Below are 17,060 nucleotides of genomic sequence, written 5' to 3'. Positions count from 1 at the left end.
GAGTTTCTGCCCTTTCACTTTAATAAAACTGGAAATAATTATGTCTAGAACTATTATTCTTATTCCTATTTCAACAGGTGTAGGCTTAACCAGCGTCAGCTTGGGCTTAGTTCACGCACTAGAACAAAAAGGCTCTAAAGTCGGTTTCTTAAAACCTATTGCTCAGCCTATTAGTGGCGAAGATACTTTAGACCGCTCAACTACAATTATTCGGGCAGATCAAACCACTGAAGTTGGCGAACCATTTATGCTAAGCGAAGCAGAAGCATTGATTGGTCAGAACCAAACGGATGTGTTATTGGAAAAAGTAGTAGAACGCCATCAAAAACTGTCTAAAAATAATGAAATTATCATTATTGAAGGTTTAATTCCAACCCGGAAAAATTCCTATGCAAACAGCATTAACTATGAAATGGCACAAGCACTTGATGCCGAGATTGTATTAGTTGCAGCCCCAGCTTCAGATACTCCTTCACAATTAAAAGAGCGTGTTGAAGCAGCTGCATCATTATTTGGTGGTCGTAGCAATCCAAATCTACTTGGTGTTATTATCAATAAATTCAATGCACCAGTTGACGATTCTGGCAGAACTCGCCCAGATTTAACAGAAATCTTCGATTCATTCCAACATTCTAATAATAATGTTGCGGAAGTAGAAAATCTCTTTACAAAAAGCCCTATTAAATTATTAGGTTGTATTGGTTGGAAAGCAGAGCTTATTGCAACTCGTGCGATTGATGTTTCAAAACATCTAGGTGCATCCATCATTAATGAAGGTGAAATCAGAACTCGCCGTATTCGTGGTGTTACATTTTGCGCTCGTAGTCTACCAAATATGGTTGACCATTTTAAAGCAGGTAGCTTATTAGTTACTTCAGCAGACCGCCCGGAAGTATTAGTTGCTGCATCATTAGCCGTTATGAACGGTGTGAAAATCGGCGCAGTGTTATTAACTGGTGGCTATAAAATTGATAGTTCTATTGCAAAACTTTGCCAACAAGCCTTTGAAACAGGCGTGCCTGTCTTCCGCATTGAAGGTAATACTTGGCAAACAGCCCTTAGCTTACAAAGCTTTAGCCTAGAAGTGCCTGTGGACGATAAAGAGCGCATTGCCGCAATCAAAGAATATATGGCAAGCCAATTCAACACAGGCTTTATTGATGAAGTATCGAAAGCGGCAACTCGTGCACGACGCCTATCCCCTGCGGCATTCCGTTATCAATTAACTGAATACGCCCGCCAAGCGAAAAAACGCATTGTATTACCAGAAGGTGATGAACCTCGTACCGTAAAAGCAGCCGCATTATGTGCGGAGCGCGGTATCGCAGAATGTGTGCTTTTAGCGAATCCAACCGATGTACAACGTGTAGCAGAAGCCCAAGGCGTGGTATTAGGTAAAGGCGTTGTGGTGATTGACCCTGCAAGCATTCGTGACAACTATGTGGATCGCTTAGTTGAGCTACGTAAAGCGAAAGGTATGACGGAAGTCGTTGCTCGTGAGCAATTATTAGACACCGTTGTTCTTGGTACAATGATGTTAGAAGCAGGCGAAGTGGACGGCTTAGTTTCGGGTGCAGTTCACACGACGGCAAATACGATTCGTCCACCAATGCAGATCATCAAAACCGCACCGGGTAGCTCGATTGTATCTTCAATCTTCTTTATGCTATTACCAGACCAAGTGCTTGTGTACGGTGACTGTGCAGTAAACCCAGATCCAACCGCAGAACAATTAGCAGAAATTGCGATTCAATCGGCAGAATCAGCGAAAGCATTTGGCATTGAGCCTCGTGTTGCGATGATCTCTTACTCAACTGGTACTTCAGGTTCAGGGGCAGACGTTGAGAAAGTGAAGGAGGCAACTCGCATTGCTCAAGAAAAACGCCCAGACTTAATCATTGATGGTCCGTTACAATACGATGCGGCGGTAATGGAAGATGTGGCCCGCTCTAAAGCACCAAATTCCCCTGTTGCTGGTAAAGCGACCGTGTTCGTGTTCCCAGACTTAAATACTGGTAATACCACCTACAAAGCAGTACAACGTTCGGCGGATTTAGTCTCTATCGGTCCAATGCTACAAGGTATGCGTAAGCCAGTGAATGACTTATCTCGTGGGGCTTTAGTGGATGACATTGTTTACACAATCGCATTAACCGCAATCCAAGCAACACAATAATTCAATGAAATTTAAGAAAATGCCCTTTGTTAAGGGCATTTTTATTTTGGACGACTGCTCTATTTTCATCATATAATCGGCGTCTAGAAATTAAAAGGGAGAATCTATGCAACAAATCGAACGCCTGTTTGCGAATAACCACGCTTGGGCAACCAAGATGAAAGATGAGCAATCAGACTATTTCAAAGAGTTAGCCGAACACCAAAAACCGACCTATTTGTGGATTGGCTGTTCTGACAGCCGAGTGCCTGCCGAAAAATTAACTGGGCTAGGGCCGGGGGAACTTTTCGTACACCGAAACGTGGCAAATATGGTGATTCACACCGACTTAAACTGTATGTCTGTTGTGCAATATGCGGTTGAGGTGTTGGGCATTGAGCATATCATTATTTGCGGACACACCAACTGTGGTGGCATTAATGCGGCGATGGCAGAAACTGACCTTGGTTTAATCAATAACTGGCTGTTACACATTCGTGATATTTGGTTCAAGCACGGGCACCTGCTTGGTAAATTACCACAAGAAGAACGCTCCAGTGTCTTAACTCGCCTTAACGTTGCCGAACAGGTTTACAACTTAGGTCGTTCTTCTATCGTGAGAAGTGCGTGGGCAAACGGCAAAAACCTCTCACTCCACGGCTGGGTTTACGATGTGAAAGATGGATTTTTAAATGACCAAGGGGTAATCGCCACCAGCCGAGAAACCCTTGAAATCACCTACCGTAATGCGATTGCAAAAATCACAACTGAGGCTGATGAATGCTTTGCAGAAACTGAAGCTTTAACACTCTCAGAATAATGTAGAATGACAAGCGGTTAAATTTGATGATTTTTTTGCAAAAAATAAAAAATTTGATCGCTTGTATCTTTTTCTTTTCAAATAAAAAATCAAATTTATTTAAAAGTATAAAATATTCATTTTTCACTTTTAAAAATCAAATTTAACCAAAATCACTAAATTAAATTCTGATAAATTAAAAAATAACAGTATTTAAAACTAATTACGTTAAGATTTTGTCCAATTTTACCTATAGACAAGCAGAAAGATTTACTGCAAAATCCATTCATCTTTAAAAGAAATTGACTTTATGTTGTTGGAGGATTTAATGAAAAAACTTTCCGGTGCAGAAATGATCGTACAGTCCCTAAAAGACGAAGGCGTGGAATACGTTTTCGGCTACCCGGGCGGTTCGGTGCTTGATATTTATGATGCGATTCACACTCACGGTTTAAACCACGTTTTAGTCCGTCACGAGCAAGGCGCGGTGCACATGGCAGACGGCTATGCTCGCTCAACAGGTAAAGTAGGCTGCGTGCTGGTGACTTCCGGCCCGGGGGCAACCAATACCATTACTGGGATTTTAACGGCCTATACCGATTCCGTGCCACTTGTAATCCTATCAGGACAAGTTCCATCAAGCCTTATCGGTAGTGATGCATTCCAAGAGTGCGATATGATCGGCATCTCTCGCCCGGTGGTGAAACATAGCTTTTTGGTGAAACGAGCGGAAGATATTCCAGAAATCATCAAAAAAGCGTTCTATATTGCTTCAACTGGTCGCCCAGGCCCAGTGGTGATTGATATTCCAAAAGATGTGGTGAATCCGCTCAACAAATATCCGTATGAATACCCGAAAGCGGTTTCAATGCGTTCATACAGCCCAACCGTGCAAGGCCATAAAGGGCAAATCAAAAAAGCATTAAAAGCATTATTAGTGGCAAAACGCCCAGTGCTTTATGTGGGCGGTGGCGTAATCAGTGCCGAATGCTCTGCTGAAGTGACCGAATTTGCTCAAAAACTTAACCTACCGGTAACCACTTCATTAATGGGCTTAGGTGCCTACCCTGCTTCTGACAAGCAGTGCTTGGGAATGCTCGGAATGCACGGCACTTACGAAGCCAACAACGCAATGCACGAAAGTGATTTGATTTTAGGTATCGGCGTGCGTTTTGATGATCGTACCACCAATAATTTGGCGAAATATTGCCCGAATGCGAAGGTAATCCACGTGGATATTGACCCTGCTTCCATCTCAAAAACAGTTCCGGCGTATATTCCGATTGTGGGCAGTGCGAAAAATGTGGTGGACGAATTTTTATCGCTATTAGATGAAGAAAATCTTGCAAAAAGTCAGGTAGATCTAACCGCTTGGTGGCAACAAATTGATGCGTGGAAAGCTCGCAACTGCTTAGCATTTGAAGAAAGCACGGAAGTAATCAAGCCGCAACAAGTTATTAAGATGGTTCACAAACTCACGAATGGCGAGGCTTATGTAGCTTCTGATGTTGGACAACACCAAATGTTCGCCGCTCTTCACTACGGCTTTGACAAACCACGCCGCTGGATCAACTCAGGCGGCGCCGGCACAATGGGCTTCGGCTTACCGGCGGCTATGGGCGTGAAATTCGCTCACCCAGATGCAACTGTTGTGTGCGTAACCGGTGACGGCAGTATTCAGATGAATATTCAAGAGCTTTCAACAGCCAAACAGTACGACACCCCTGTTGTAATTATTAGCCTTAATAACCGCTTCTTGGGTATGGTGAAACAGTGGCAGGATATTATCTACTCAGGTCGCCATTCGCAGGTGTATATGAACTCGCTGCCGAATTTCGCTAAATTAGCGGAAGCTTATGGACACGTTGGGATTCAAATCGACCACCCCTCTGAGTTGGAAGAGAAACTGACCCAAGCCTTTGCGATTAAAGACAAATTAGTGTTTGTGGACATTCTGGTTGATGAAACCGAGCACGTTTACCCAATGCAAGTGCGTGGCGGTGCGATGAATGAAATGATGTTAAGTAAAACGGAGAGAACAGATGCGTAGAACATTATCAGTATTATTAGAGAATGAATCCGGTGCGTTATCCCGTGTGGTGGCACTCTTCTCACAACGTGGCTTTAACATCGAAAGTTTAACCGTTGCCCCAACCGATGATGCCAGCCTCTCTCGTATGACCATTGTGGCACAAGGCGAAGAACAGGTTTTAGAGCAGATTGAAAAACAGCTGCACAAACTGATTGATGTGTTCAAAGTCAGCAATTTAAGTGCTTACGAACACGTTGAGCGTGAAGTGCTTTTAGTAAAAGTGCGTGCGACAGGTTCATCTCGTGATGAATTAAAACGAATGGTCGATATTTACCGTGGACAAATCGTGGATCTCACCCCGAAACTCTACACCATTCAACTTTCCGGCTCGAGCGAAAAACTCAACGCTTTTATCGAAGCCGTGAAAGAAGAAACTAGCATCGTTGAAATCGTCCGCTCAGGCGTCATCAGCCTCTCGCGTGGTGACAAAAATACGCTGTAAGTAGTCAGGTTTTTCTAAAAATTTGCAAAATGAAAAAACCTTTATTGAAAGATAAAGGTTTTTTCTATTTAAAGTATCACAACGGCAATATCAACACCTTTGACCTGCGTTGGTAGTTATAATTCTCTCGCTTATAACTTGGAAGATCTTGTGCATCAGCTAATCTAAAGCCTCGCTCTTGAAACCATTGAGTGGTTCGGGTGGTAAGTACAAAGAGCTTTTCTATACCTAACTGCTCTGCCCGTTTACGGATATTTTCTAATAAAATATCGCCTCTTGAGGAGTCTCGATAGTCAGGATGAACCGCTACGCAGGCCATTTCTGCCATTTTTTCTTCTGGATAGACATTCAATGCCGCACAAGCAATAACCACTCCATCACGCTCAATAATGGTATAGTTAGCAATTTCCATCTCTAACTGTTCACGAGAGCGTTTAACCAGAATGCCCTGTTGTTCAAGTGGGCGAATTAAATCAAGTAATCCTGGAATATCACTTGAGTTTGCAATACGAATATTTTCAGAGCTTTCCATTGAGAACTGTGTACCAATACCGTCACGAGAGAATAATTCTTGTAGTAGCGAACCATCTGCTTTGTAGCTCAGTAAATGTGAACGTTTTACCCCTTCTCGGCAAACACTAATTGCTGCATGTAAAAAGCGGGCTTTTGCCGTATGATATTGCCCTTGCTCAATTAAATTATTCAGTACTTTTTGTGCATCTTGTGGCAAGATATCAGAAATAACATTGCCTGTTTCATCTAAAATACCCTGTTCTTCACAAAAGCCAATTAATTTATCCGCTCGTAGTTTAATTGATACTTGGGTGGCAATATCTTCAAACGGCAAATTAAACATCTCGCCCGTTACTGAAGGAGCGATAGGCCCTAGCAATACAATGGAATTTTGTGCAAGCTGTTGCTTAATACTTTCTACATTAATACGACGAATTTTGCCACTTAAGGCATAGTCTACGCCATCAACCACGCCGATTGGCTGAGCTAAAATCATATTACCGCTGACAACATTAATCACTTCTGAATGTGGTAAACGCAGAGAAAGACGGGCGAATAAGTCGTAATGGACTTTCCCTACCGCTTGCTTAACGTATTCTAGCGATTGCGGATTTGTAATTCGGATATTGTTGTAATACTCCGGTTCAATGTTATTTTGAGTTAAAAGCTGATTAATTTGCGGTCTTGCTCCAAATACAATCACTAACTTGATATTCAAACTATGTAATAAGCTAATATCATTGATAATATTGACGAAATTGGAGCTTTCAATCACATCCCCGTCAAGCATTATGACAAAGGTTTTTCCTCTGTGCATATTGACATACGGTGTAGATTGTCTAAACCATTGGGCTAAAGCTAATTCTGTGTTGTGCATAATTTCCTCGTAATAATAGCCACTATATTAGCTTTTTTAGAAAAATCCGCAACTATTAAATGAATAGTTAATCATTTTTTTTGCATAAATAACAAAGCCCTAATGTTCAAAATATTAGGGCTTTATTTATTATGCTTCTGCTTTAGTTAAATCTTTAACTTCTGTTTCTGCAGTTACTTTTTTAACGGCCTCAATACCTTTTTGGCAACCCTGTTTGGTTTTATACGCTTCGCCTGTTGCAACTACTTCGTGGTTAGCTGCTTTTAAACGCCAGCGGTATTCGCCTTTAGCATCTTGATAAATTTCAAAATACATATATTACTCCTTAATGTGCTAACCCCAAACACTGTGTTTGGTTAAGTTAGCTTAAGCGAAATTCAGAAAAATATCAAAGCAAGCGGTCATTTCTTTACAAAAAATTGCAAATTTATTGTGTCGATTGCATCAACTGCTCAATATCAGCAATTTCTTTCGGGCAACCACTGGTTAAATTTTTATTACCATAATCGGTAATCAGCAGGTTATCTTCAATACGGATTCCAATGCCTTTATATTGCTCCGGTACATCTGCTTCTTTCGGAATATAGATACCCGGCTCAACTGTCAGCACCATACCAATTTGTAATGGACGATCCCGCTCTGTGTCATAATCGCCAACATCGTGCACATCTAATCCTAACCAATGCCCTAAGCCGTGCATATAAAATTGACGATATGCCTTTTGCTCAATCAATTCGTCCACATTTCCAGTCAAAATACCTAAACGAACCAAACCTTCGGTGAGAATTTGCACTGCTTTGTCGTTAGCGATTTTAATCGAGCTATTCGGTACCAGTAATGCGGCTGCCTCTTTAAGCATCGTTAGTGTTAATTCATACAGCTCTTTTTGCGGCTCGGAAAATTTGCCGTTAATGGGGAAAGTACGAGTAATGTCGCCAGCGTAATAAGCAAATTCCGCACCGGCATCAATCAGTAATAAATCACCCTCTTTTAGCACCTGATCGTTTTCGTTGTAGTGCAAAATGCAAGCATTTTCACCACCGGCGACAATCGAGTTGTAAGCCGGAAATCTCGCCCCAAAACGGCTAAATTCATGCTGAATTTCACCCTCAATTTCCAGTTCATAACGATTTGGGCGAGTTTGCTTCATCGCCCGAATATGAGCCATTGCCGAAATATGACAAGCCTGTTGAATTAACGCCACCTCGAGATCGGATTTAATCAAACGCATTTCAGACAGCATTGGCTGCCAGTCAATTAATGTCGGCGGTGTTTTTTGGCGAGCCGCTTTGATTTTGTCAAATACAGAGAACAGTAGCGTGTCACCCCATTCCTGCCAGCCCATTGCGTAGTAACAAGCGGTCAAATTTGCCAATTTTTTTACAAGAATGGCTTCAATTTCTTCAATATCGAAGGCTTCGTTAAACTGTAACGTTTTTGGAGCATTTTCAACGCCTAATCGTCTGCCATTCCAAGTTTCCATCAGCGGGTCTTTTTTCCGCAGGAAAATAATGCTCTCTTGCTTACCCTCTTTTTTAATTAGCAATGCGGCCGATTTTGGCTCGGCAAAGCCGGACAAATACCAAAAGTAGCTGTCCGGTCTGAATAGATATTCAGAGTCGCTATTTCGGCGTTTTTCGGTTTCAGTAAAAATCAACAATGCGGAATTGTCCTGCATTTGCTCAAACACTCGCTCACGACGAGCGGTAAATTCTTCTTGTGGCATTTTAGCTAAATAAGCGAGATCCATAACTTCCTTCTTTCTCTGTTCGTTTTAATTACCGCTATTTTAGCATAGATAACCTTGCCTAACTGATTTTTAAGGTGGTTTATATTTGAGTTCTTGAATATCACAACAAAAGCCATTAAGATTAAATATAATCTTTGAGGTTTATTTTTAATCCTTAAAAAGAAAAATAGAAACCAGAAAGCTCAAAAATAAAAATAGGAAGCAAAAAATGAAAATCTCAGCCGAATTACAAAATCAAATAAATCAGCTTAATCAGCTCAGAAAACTAGCCTTAAAACAGGAACAAGAAGAACAGAAATTATTTGAACGGAACAAAATTAGCGAGTTGAGTGAGTTTGGAAAACAGTTGAATGCTCAGCGGAAAGCATTAGGAATTGAATTAACCACGTTAGAAATGCAAACCGGCATTTCCAGCTCTACCCTTAAACGCCTGTTTAAACACCCAAGCCAAGTGAAATTTCAGACTATCTGCACCGTGGCAGAAACATTAGGCTTTAATTTGTGTGCAATAAATACGCACAAACCAGAATAAACGTGACAATGTTGCGTAAAATGAAGGAAAGCATAAAAAAATCGGGCAATTTTGCCCGATTTGTACGATGAAATAGAAATTATAAATCCATTAACGACAGCAATTCGTTATCTTTGCGGTCAATATAATGTTCTGATTGGATTTTACGAATGGTACGAGACTTGCCACGAATGAGCAATGTTTCGGTGCTAGCAATATTGCCCTTGCGGCGGATACCTTTCAATAAATCCCCGGTTGTAATGCCGGTTGCCACAAAAACAAGGTTGTCATCACGTACCAAATCTTCTAATTTCAGTACCGTATTTACCGGCACATTCATTTCATTACAACGAGAAAGCTCTTTTTCGGTCGCGGTTAGATTTTCAGGACTGTTGCCTTTTACTTGATTGCGAGGAATCAGGCGAGCGTTCATATCACCGCCCAAAGCACGCACCGCAGCCCCTGCCACGACACCTTCCGGAGCTCCGCCAATGCCATAAAGCAGATCTAATTCGCTCTCAGGCAAACAACACTGCACTGCCGCAGCCACATCGCCGTCAGGAATGGCAATCACTCTAACACCAAGTTTTTGCACTTCCGCAATAATCTGCTCGTGGCGAGGTTTGGCAAGAATGGCAATGGTAAGCTGCGAAAGCAACTTCCCTTTTTTTGAGGCAACTCGGCGAAGATTCTGCTCCAAAGGCAAATTCAGGTCGATCATTCCCTTACACTCTGCCCCAACCACCAATTTTTCCATATACATATCAGGGGCTTTTAAAAAGGTATCTTTACCACCTGCCGCCAACACCGACAACGCATTTGCCTGCCCCATTGCGGTCATTCTTGTGCCGTCAATCGGATCAACCGCAATGCTGATTTCTTCATCTTCAAGGCGAGATAGTCCAATTTTTTCGCCGATATACAGCATTGGGGCTTCATCAATTTCGCCTTCACCAATCACGACTTCACCACGGATTTCCATTTGATTCAGCATAAAACGCATAGCTTTTACAGCGGCATCATCGGCGGCATTTTTATCGCCACGACCAAGCCAAGAATAGGCAGCCAACGCAGCAGCCTCAGTGACACGAGAAAATTCAAAAGAGAGGGTTCGTTTCATTTTTTGTTCCTTAGTTTCTTGAAAGAAAAACTTTAAAAGAAGTAAGGCTATATTTTAACAGTAACTTTCGGGCGGTGTTACTAAAAAATCAGCATTTGCATAAAAATTCAAAAATAAGCAAACTTTTTTGTGAAAATGAAGTCAGATTTAGAGTATAATCTTTGCCAGTTTTACACCATTTTAGAGGGAATTTATTATGTCATTATCGGTTTTAGACCAATTAGAAGAAAAAATTAAACAAGCTGTTGAAACTATTCAATTACTTCAATTAGAAGTTGAAGAATTAAAAGGCAAAAACGATGCAGCAAAACAAGAAAACGAAACGTTACGCAACGAATACGAACAATTAAAAGTGGAACAACAAAACTTCCAAGAGCGTTTACGTTCACTTTTAGGTCAAATCGACAACGTTTAATCCTAAACCCAAACGGCTAATTTGTTAGCCGTTTTTATTTTATTTCAAATATGGCAAAGCTCTATTTTTATTACTCTTCAATGAATGCAGGGAAATCGACGACTCTACTGCAATCTTCCTACAACTACCACGAACGTGGAATGAATACGCTGGTTTACACAGCGGCAATTGATGACCGTTTTGGTGTAGGGAAAGTCAGCTCTCGCATCGGCATTTCACAAACGGCTCAATTATTCAATGCAGAAACCGATTTATTTACGGAAATCCAATCTGCGCATGGCGAAAAAGCGTTACACTGCATCCTTATTGACGAAGCCCAATTCCTCACTAAAGCCCAAGTTTATCAATTAAGCGATGTGGTGGATAAACTCAAAATCCCCGTGCTATGCTACGGACTGCGCACCGATTTCCAAGCAGAACTTTTTGAAGGTAGCCAATATTTATTGGCGTGGGCAGATGAATTGGAAGAGCTCAAAACCATCTGCGACTGTGGCAGAAAAGCCCACTTCGTGGTTCGCCTAAACGAAAAAGGTGAAGCGATCAAAGACGGCGAACAAATCCAAATCGGAGGCAACGACAAATACCTCTCGGTTTGCCGTTATCACTATAAAGAAAAACTAGGTAAGCTATGAACTACGTAGGGGTAAATTGCAATTTGCCCCTATAAATACGAACAATGCAAGCGGTTAAATTCTTTTCAACATTTGCAAAAAGTGGAATGAATTTAACCGCTTGTTTATTTACCGCTTATTCGGCAATTTTTCCCACGTTACTTCGTTACGCAAATAAACCGGCTCAATTTCTAACGCCGATTGCGTGTTACTGTTTTGGATTTCAACTTCCGCAATAGAAAGCATATATTCCGCCGAAGGTAACGTAATCTCACTCACCACAAGCGGTAGATTTTGCTCGGAAAATTGCGAATACGCCGCCCAGCCTGTGCCGACAACTATCATATTTTCGCTGATTTGGAATTGGCTAATCGCTTTTTCTGGCGAACAGACCTGCTCTACGACCACTTCATTCCACTGTTCGCCATTTCGCTCAAATTGGGCGAAATAGACCTCGTTCATTCGGGCATCAATTAAGGCAATCACCTTTTCCGCTCCGAGTTTTTGGTAGGCTTCTTCTGCCATTGCTTTTAGATTAGAGACAGCCACTACAGGCAAGTTTGCTCCCATTGCTAAGCCTTGAGCAACACTTACGCCTACTCTAACCCCCGTAAAACTGCCCGGACCACGCCCGAATACTAAATAATTAACGTCTTTGATCTGAATATTTGCCTGCGTAAGTAATTCATCAACCATTGGCAAAATACGTTGTGTGTGGGAGCGAGGGCTAATTTCATCAAGGGTAGAAATTTTCCCATTATGCAGTAACGCAACCGAACAGGCTTCTGTCGCGGTATCTAAAGCAAGAATTGTTGTCATAATTTCTCTAAAAATAAAAGGCATACGTTTAAACGTACGCCATTATATAAAAATTAGCTGAAAATTGAAATTTTACGGACGATTTTTACGGCGTTGTTCCACCGCTTGGGCTAAAGCAAATAGGGATTTTTCGCTATCTTCCCAGCCGATACAAGCATCAGTAATACTCTGGCCGTAAACGAGAGCTTCTAAGCCTTTACCCTCGACCAAATCTTGTCTGCCCTCTACTAAGTGACTTTCAATCATTACACCTGAAATGAAATCTGAACCGCCAGCAATTTGGTTGCAAACATCAGCACACACGTCCATTTGACGTTTGAACTGTTTTTGGCTGTTGGCGTGGCTGAAATCCACCATCACGTGCGGACGATTACCTGCTTTTTCGATAGCCGCACAAGCTTCCGCAACAGATTCTGCATCATAATTAGTACCTTTATCACCACCACGCAAAATGATATGGCAATCTGGGTTGCCGGCAGTGGTTACAATTGCAGAGTGTCCAAATTTAGTAACAGATAAGAAGTGGTGAGGCGATTTCGCTGAAGAAATTGCGTCTAATGCAATTTTTACACCACCATTTGTGCCGTTTTTAAAACCAACCGCACAAGATAAACCAGAAGCAAGCTCACGATGAACTTGAGACTCTGTAGTTCTTGCACCAATCGCTCCCCAGCTCATAAAGTCCGCCATATATTGTGGCGTGATCATATCTAAGAATTCACCCGCTGTTGGTACGGTTAAATCATTGATGTCTGATAATACTTTACGAGCAATACGCAAACCATCATTTAGTGCGTAAGTTTCATTTAAGTATGGATCGTTAATTAATCCTTTCCAACCTACTGTTGTACGTGGCTTTTCAAAATATACACGCATTACTACTTCTAAATTTTGGTTAATGATAGGATTTGCACGCATTTCTTTAATTTTTTGTGCGTATTCTAATGCCGCCTTTGGGTCATGGATTGAGCAAGGTCCAATTACCACTAACAAACGATCATCAGCTCCGTGTAAAATTTTATGGATTGCTTTACGAGTTTGTTCAACAGTTTCTGCTGCTACATCGCTAGCAGGATAGCGTTCTAATAATGCAACTGGGGGTAATAATTCTTCAATATTTGTGATTCTAACATCATCATTTTTAGCATCTGTATAAGCCATTGCTTTCACTCTCTAAATAAAAAATAAGACCGTACTATTATAGTAGTACAGCAATAAAAGAATTTCAAATAATTTAATTAATTTTTTTAATTAAAAGTATTACAAACTGATGGATTACCTGCGGTTAAACCCTTTTTGAACCATTCTAAACGCTGGGCCGATGAACCGTGCGTAAAACTATCTGGCACAACATAACCTCGACTTTGCTGTTGTAATCTGTCATCACCTACCGCTTGAGCAGCATTAAAGGCATCTTCAATATCACGTTGTTCTAATCTATTTTGTTGAGCAAGTTGATGCCCCCAAACGCCAGCAAAGCAGTCTGCTTGCAATTCTACATTGACTGAGATCTGATTTGCCACCGCTTTAGACTTAGCTCTCATCTGTTCACGCTGAGTTTTACCTGTAATTCCTAATAAATTCTGAACGTGGTGTCCTACTTCGTGTGCAATCACATAAGAGAAAGCAAATTCGCCCGATGCTCTCAGTCTTTTACGCATATCGTCATAGAATGATAAATCGATATATACTTTTTGATCCACAGGGCAATAGAACGGTCCCATTGCCGATTGACCTGTGCCGCAAGCCGTTTGAGTTGCACCACGATAAAGTACTAAAGTTGGCTCTTTATAAGTTAGACCATTTTGTTTGAAGTACGCACTCCAAATATCCTCTGTGCTAGCTAATACCTTAGAGGATAAATCTTCTAAATGTGCTTCTTCAGAACTTTCTAACTTTGATGATGTTTGTTGGTAGCTTTCTTGACCGCCCATTAAACCGCTTAAGTCCACACCATAATAAGCACCGACTAGCACGATAATAAAGGTAAGAATGCCCCCTTTACCTCGTCCAACAGACACTCTTCCTGAACCACTTTCACGTCTGTCTTCCACATTTTTACTACGTCTTAACCCACCTAATCGCATAATCTTCTCCAATCCATAAACGAAAATTAAAAATTAGGTTGATTTTAGCTCAAAGGTACTCTTTATACTACGATTAATTTAGCTTAAATAAAAACAAGCGGTTAGATCTTTGTCAAAATTTACCAACGTTGTAAATTTTTGATGAAATCTAACCGCTTGTATTTCTAATTAAAGCTTATCTTGCAAGCACTTCTCGTTTTCCGCCTTTACCCGGTTCAGACACAATGCCTTGAGCTTCCATTTGATCGACAATTCTCGCAGCTCGGTTAAAGCCCAGTGAGAATCGGCGTTGAATATTACTAATAGAAACAGAACCTGTTTCAACTACATACTCAACTACTTCATCAAAGAGTGGGTCTAAATCCCCTCCCGCATTATCATTTTTAGCGTCATTATCATCTGATTTCGATTCCACAATGCTTTCCAGATAATTCGGTTTCCCTCTTGCACGCCAGTTATCTGCTACACGTTGTACTTCTTCATCTTTCATAAATGCCCCGTGCACACGAATAATATCCGGACTTCCCGCCCCAGAGTACAACATATCACCTCGTCCTAATAAGGCTTCAGCACCACCGGAGTCTAAAATCGTTCTTGAATCAATTTGGCTCGCCACCGTAAAGGCAATTCGGCTCGGAATGTTTGCTTTAATTACACCGGTAATTACATCCGTTGATGGACGTTGGGTAGCAAGAATTAAATGAATACCTACGGCCCTTGCTTTTTGTGCAATTCGCATAATGTACTCTTCCACTTCTTTGCCGGCAGACATCATCAAATCGGCAAACTCATCAACAATTAAAACAATATAGCTTAATTTTTGTAGTGGCGGAGGTAAACTGTCCATTGAATCACCCGGTCGCCACGTTGGATCAGGAATTGGCAAGTTCATTGCCGTTGCTTGATCAATTTTAGCATTGTAGCCTTCAATATTACGTACCTGTAAATGGCTCACTAAAATATAGCGACGCTCCATTTCTTCCACAGCCCAGCGTAACGCATTCGCTGCTTTTTTCATATCGGTTACTACCGGCGTTAATAAATGCGGAATATCATTATAAATGGAAAGCTCCACCACTTTCGGGTCAATCATAATAAAGCGAACTTGCTCTGGCGTTAGCTTAAACAAGAGGCTTAAAATCATTGTATTAACCCCAACCGATTTACCGCCACCTGTTTGCCCTGCAACTAATAAATGTGGCATTTTCGCCATATCCACGACAACAGGCTCACCACTAATATCTTTACCTAACGCCATTGGTAAGGTTGCCGTTGTGTTGCGGAATTCATTGCTATCTAATACATCACGCAACCACACAGTTTCACGGTGTTTGTTTGGTGTTTCAATTCCCATATAAGGTTTATTTGGAATAACTTCAGTAATACGAATAGCCTTAAACATTAACCCTCGCGCAATATCACTGGCTAAGTTTGTAATTTTTGAAGCTTTAACCCCCGCTGCAGGCTGAATTTCATAACGCGTAACTACAGGGCCAACTAACACATCTTCCACTGTGGCTTTCACACCAAAATTAGCTAATTCTGCCTCTAAACGCACAGAAGTATCACGAATTTCTTGCTCAGTAATTTGCTGTGTTTGCATTGGGGCTTTATCTAACAAGTCCAATGTTGGCAGTGGTGTTGTTGGTTTTTCAGTGGTTACTTTTCGTTGTAAAAGTGGGTGAATTAAAGTATCGCCATAACCTTTTGGGTAACTTGGTTGCTCTGTAGCCTCTTTCATTGCTTTCGGCGGTATTACCATAAACTCAGGCGTAATTTCACGCACATCATCAATTTCTTCCTCGAACGTTTCTTTATCTTCTTCCTCAATACGCTGTTCAACTTGAATATAAGGAATAATAACTTCATTCTGGACTGTATTTGTAAATGGTGTAACTGGCTCTTCTTCTAATTCATTTTCAACTACTGTTTCAACAGCTGTATTTAGCCTAATTACCGGCATTTGGACTTCATTTGTAATGTGTTGGGGGCGATAATCTGTTTGAACTATCACTTCCTCAACAATTTCATTAGCAGTTTCAACTTGAGTATTGATATTAATAGTTGGCAAGTCTAAATCTCGCTCAATATCATACATCTCACTATGACTAATTGTTTCTGCAGCAGATTGTCTTAAACCACTGATATTTGGGCGTTTAAATGCTGAAATATCTGTAAATTGTGGCTGTTCATCTTCCTTTACATCAACAATTGTTTCTTGTTCTATTGCAAGCGGTTGATTTTGCTCCGAATTTTGCAAATCGTGCGAGGCTTCGTCAGATTTACGATCTTCTGTTTTTGCCATCAACCAATCATAAAATTGAGATAAAATAGGTAATAACGATTGAGCTGAACAGAAATACAAACCTGCTACTGTAAAAATCATCGCAATAAGCAATGCACCAAATTGCCCTAAAGTTTCAGAAAGTACAGATTGCCAAATTCCACCAATAAATCCGCCAGAAAGATAATAAGCAGAGTTGGAGAAAAGTACACTAAACAAACCTGCAAGCCCAACCATCAATAATAGAAAACTGATTAAGCGTAAGAAGACAGTTTTCCATTTCATCTCTGAACTCAAGCCTATTCCTAATACATAAATTGATGAGATAATTAGTGCAAAAGGCACTAATACAGCTACTTTACCAAACATAGCGTAAAGCATATCAATGCTCCAAGCACCAAAGCTTCCCGCTTTATTTAAAGTCGTTTGGGTAAGTGTGCTGGCAGCTGTCCACACGTTGTCTAATGGACTATAACTTGCCCATGCAATCAGTAAATAAATACCAAGCAGACAGGCTAATATAAGCGCGGCCTTGATTAACGTTTCTTTACCTTTTAGATGGGGTTTGAGTTGCTCAATCACTCA

15 protein-coding genes are annotated in these 17,060 nt (G+C 41.0%); 7 read left to right on the top strand and 8 right to left on the bottom strand.

Annotated elements, in window-relative coordinates; all coding sequences use genetic code 11:
- The first annotated feature begins 40 nt into the window (after positions 1-40).
- The 4 genes from pta (at position 41) to ilvN (ending at position 5,488) form a co-directional block, all read left to right on the top strand.
- Positions 41-2,176, top strand: a complete 2,136-nt coding sequence (pta, locus tag A6B40_RS01305) for a phosphate acetyltransferase (RefSeq protein ID WP_025217286.1) — start codon at positions 41-43, stop codon at positions 2,174-2,176.
- 106 nt (positions 2,177-2,282) lie between these two features.
- A complete protein-coding gene (gene can / locus A6B40_RS01300; protein WP_025217285.1) occupies positions 2,283-2,975 on the top strand; it encodes a carbonate dehydratase in 693 nt (230 codons plus the stop codon).
- Positions 2,976-3,282: 307 nt separating this feature from the next.
- Positions 3,283-5,004, top strand: a complete 1,722-nt coding sequence (locus tag A6B40_RS01295; protein ID WP_025342635.1) for an acetolactate synthase 3 large subunit — start codon at positions 3,283-3,285, stop codon at positions 5,002-5,004.
- Entirely contained in the window at positions 4,997-5,488 is a 492-nt protein-coding gene (ilvN, locus tag A6B40_RS01290; RefSeq protein WP_025217283.1) for an acetolactate synthase small subunit, read from the top strand. The genes A6B40_RS01295 and ilvN overlap by 8 nt, the downstream gene beginning before the upstream one ends.
- Positions 5,489-5,564: 76 nt before the next feature.
- Here the strand turns inward: ilvN and argA are convergent, their stop codons facing one another.
- The 3 genes from argA to pepP all read right to left on the bottom strand — a co-directional run bounded on the left by argA (position 5,565) and on the right by pepP (position 8,628).
- Entirely contained in the window at positions 5,565-6,878 is a 1,314-nt protein-coding gene (argA, locus tag A6B40_RS01285; protein ID WP_025247686.1) for an amino-acid N-acetyltransferase, read from the bottom strand.
- A gap of 129 nt (positions 6,879-7,007) precedes the next feature.
- Positions 7,008-7,193, bottom strand: a complete 186-nt coding sequence (locus tag A6B40_RS01280) for a YegP family protein (protein ID WP_176671320.1) — start codon at positions 7,191-7,193, stop codon at positions 7,008-7,010.
- Between the two features lie 112 nt (positions 7,194-7,305).
- Positions 7,306-8,628 (bottom strand): Xaa-Pro aminopeptidase, encoded by a 1,323-nt coding sequence (gene pepP, locus A6B40_RS01275; protein WP_176671319.1) that lies wholly within the window; start codon positions 8,626-8,628, stop codon positions 7,306-7,308.
- 208 nt (positions 8,629-8,836) lie between these two features.
- On the opposite strand from pepP, the gene A6B40_RS01270 reads away from it, so the two are divergent.
- A complete protein-coding gene (locus tag A6B40_RS01270) occupies positions 8,837-9,160 on the top strand; it encodes a helix-turn-helix domain-containing protein (RefSeq protein ID WP_112110938.1) in 324 nt (107 codons plus the stop codon).
- Positions 9,161-9,239: 79 nt separating this feature from the next.
- On the opposite strand, the gene glpX is transcribed toward A6B40_RS01270, so the two are convergent.
- On the bottom strand, positions 9,240-10,259 hold the full coding sequence (gene glpX, locus A6B40_RS01265) for a class II fructose-bisphosphatase (protein WP_176671318.1): 1,020 nt from the start codon (positions 10,257-10,259) through the stop codon (positions 9,240-9,242).
- A gap of 196 nt (positions 10,260-10,455) precedes the next feature.
- On the opposite strand from glpX, the gene zapB reads away from it, so the two are divergent.
- Both zapB and A6B40_RS01255 read left to right on the top strand, forming a co-directional pair.
- Positions 10,456-10,674: a cell division protein ZapB gene (gene zapB, locus A6B40_RS01260; protein WP_025217277.1), complete on the top strand. Its 219-nt coding sequence runs from the start codon at positions 10,456-10,458 to the stop codon at positions 10,672-10,674.
- A gap of 50 nt (positions 10,675-10,724) precedes the next feature.
- Positions 10,725-11,306, top strand: coding sequence for a thymidine kinase (locus A6B40_RS01255; RefSeq protein WP_025247682.1), 582 nt, complete (start codon positions 10,725-10,727; stop codon positions 11,304-11,306).
- Between the two features lie 108 nt (positions 11,307-11,414).
- Here the strand turns inward: A6B40_RS01255 and tsaB are convergent, their stop codons facing one another.
- From tsaB to A6B40_RS01235, 4 genes are all read right to left on the bottom strand, one after another.
- Positions 11,415-12,107 (bottom strand): tRNA (adenosine(37)-N6)-threonylcarbamoyltransferase complex dimerization subunit type 1 TsaB, encoded by a 693-nt coding sequence (gene tsaB, locus A6B40_RS01250; RefSeq protein WP_176672299.1) that lies wholly within the window; start codon positions 12,105-12,107, stop codon positions 11,415-11,417.
- Between the two features lie 69 nt (positions 12,108-12,176).
- Entirely contained in the window at positions 12,177-13,265 is a 1,089-nt protein-coding gene (gene aroG / locus A6B40_RS01245) for a 3-deoxy-7-phosphoheptulonate synthase AroG (RefSeq protein WP_176671317.1), read from the bottom strand.
- Between the two features lie 86 nt (positions 13,266-13,351).
- Complete coding sequence (gene ypfJ, locus A6B40_RS01240; protein WP_112110935.1) at positions 13,352-14,191, bottom strand: KPN_02809 family neutral zinc metallopeptidase; 840 nt, start codon at positions 14,189-14,191, stop codon at positions 13,352-13,354.
- Positions 14,192-14,366: 175 nt separating this feature from the next.
- Positions 14,367-17,057: a DNA translocase FtsK gene (locus tag A6B40_RS01235; protein ID WP_176671316.1), complete on the bottom strand. Its 2,691-nt coding sequence runs from the start codon at positions 17,055-17,057 to the stop codon at positions 14,367-14,369.
- Positions 17,058-17,060: the final 3 nt, after the last annotated feature.

The organism is Mannheimia varigena, from assembly GCF_013377235.1.
Taxonomy (GTDB): Bacteria; Pseudomonadota; Gammaproteobacteria; order Enterobacterales; family Pasteurellaceae; genus Mannheimia; species Mannheimia varigena.
Note: the sequence above shows the minus strand (reverse complement) of the source record. Positions and strands in the feature narration are given on the sequence as shown.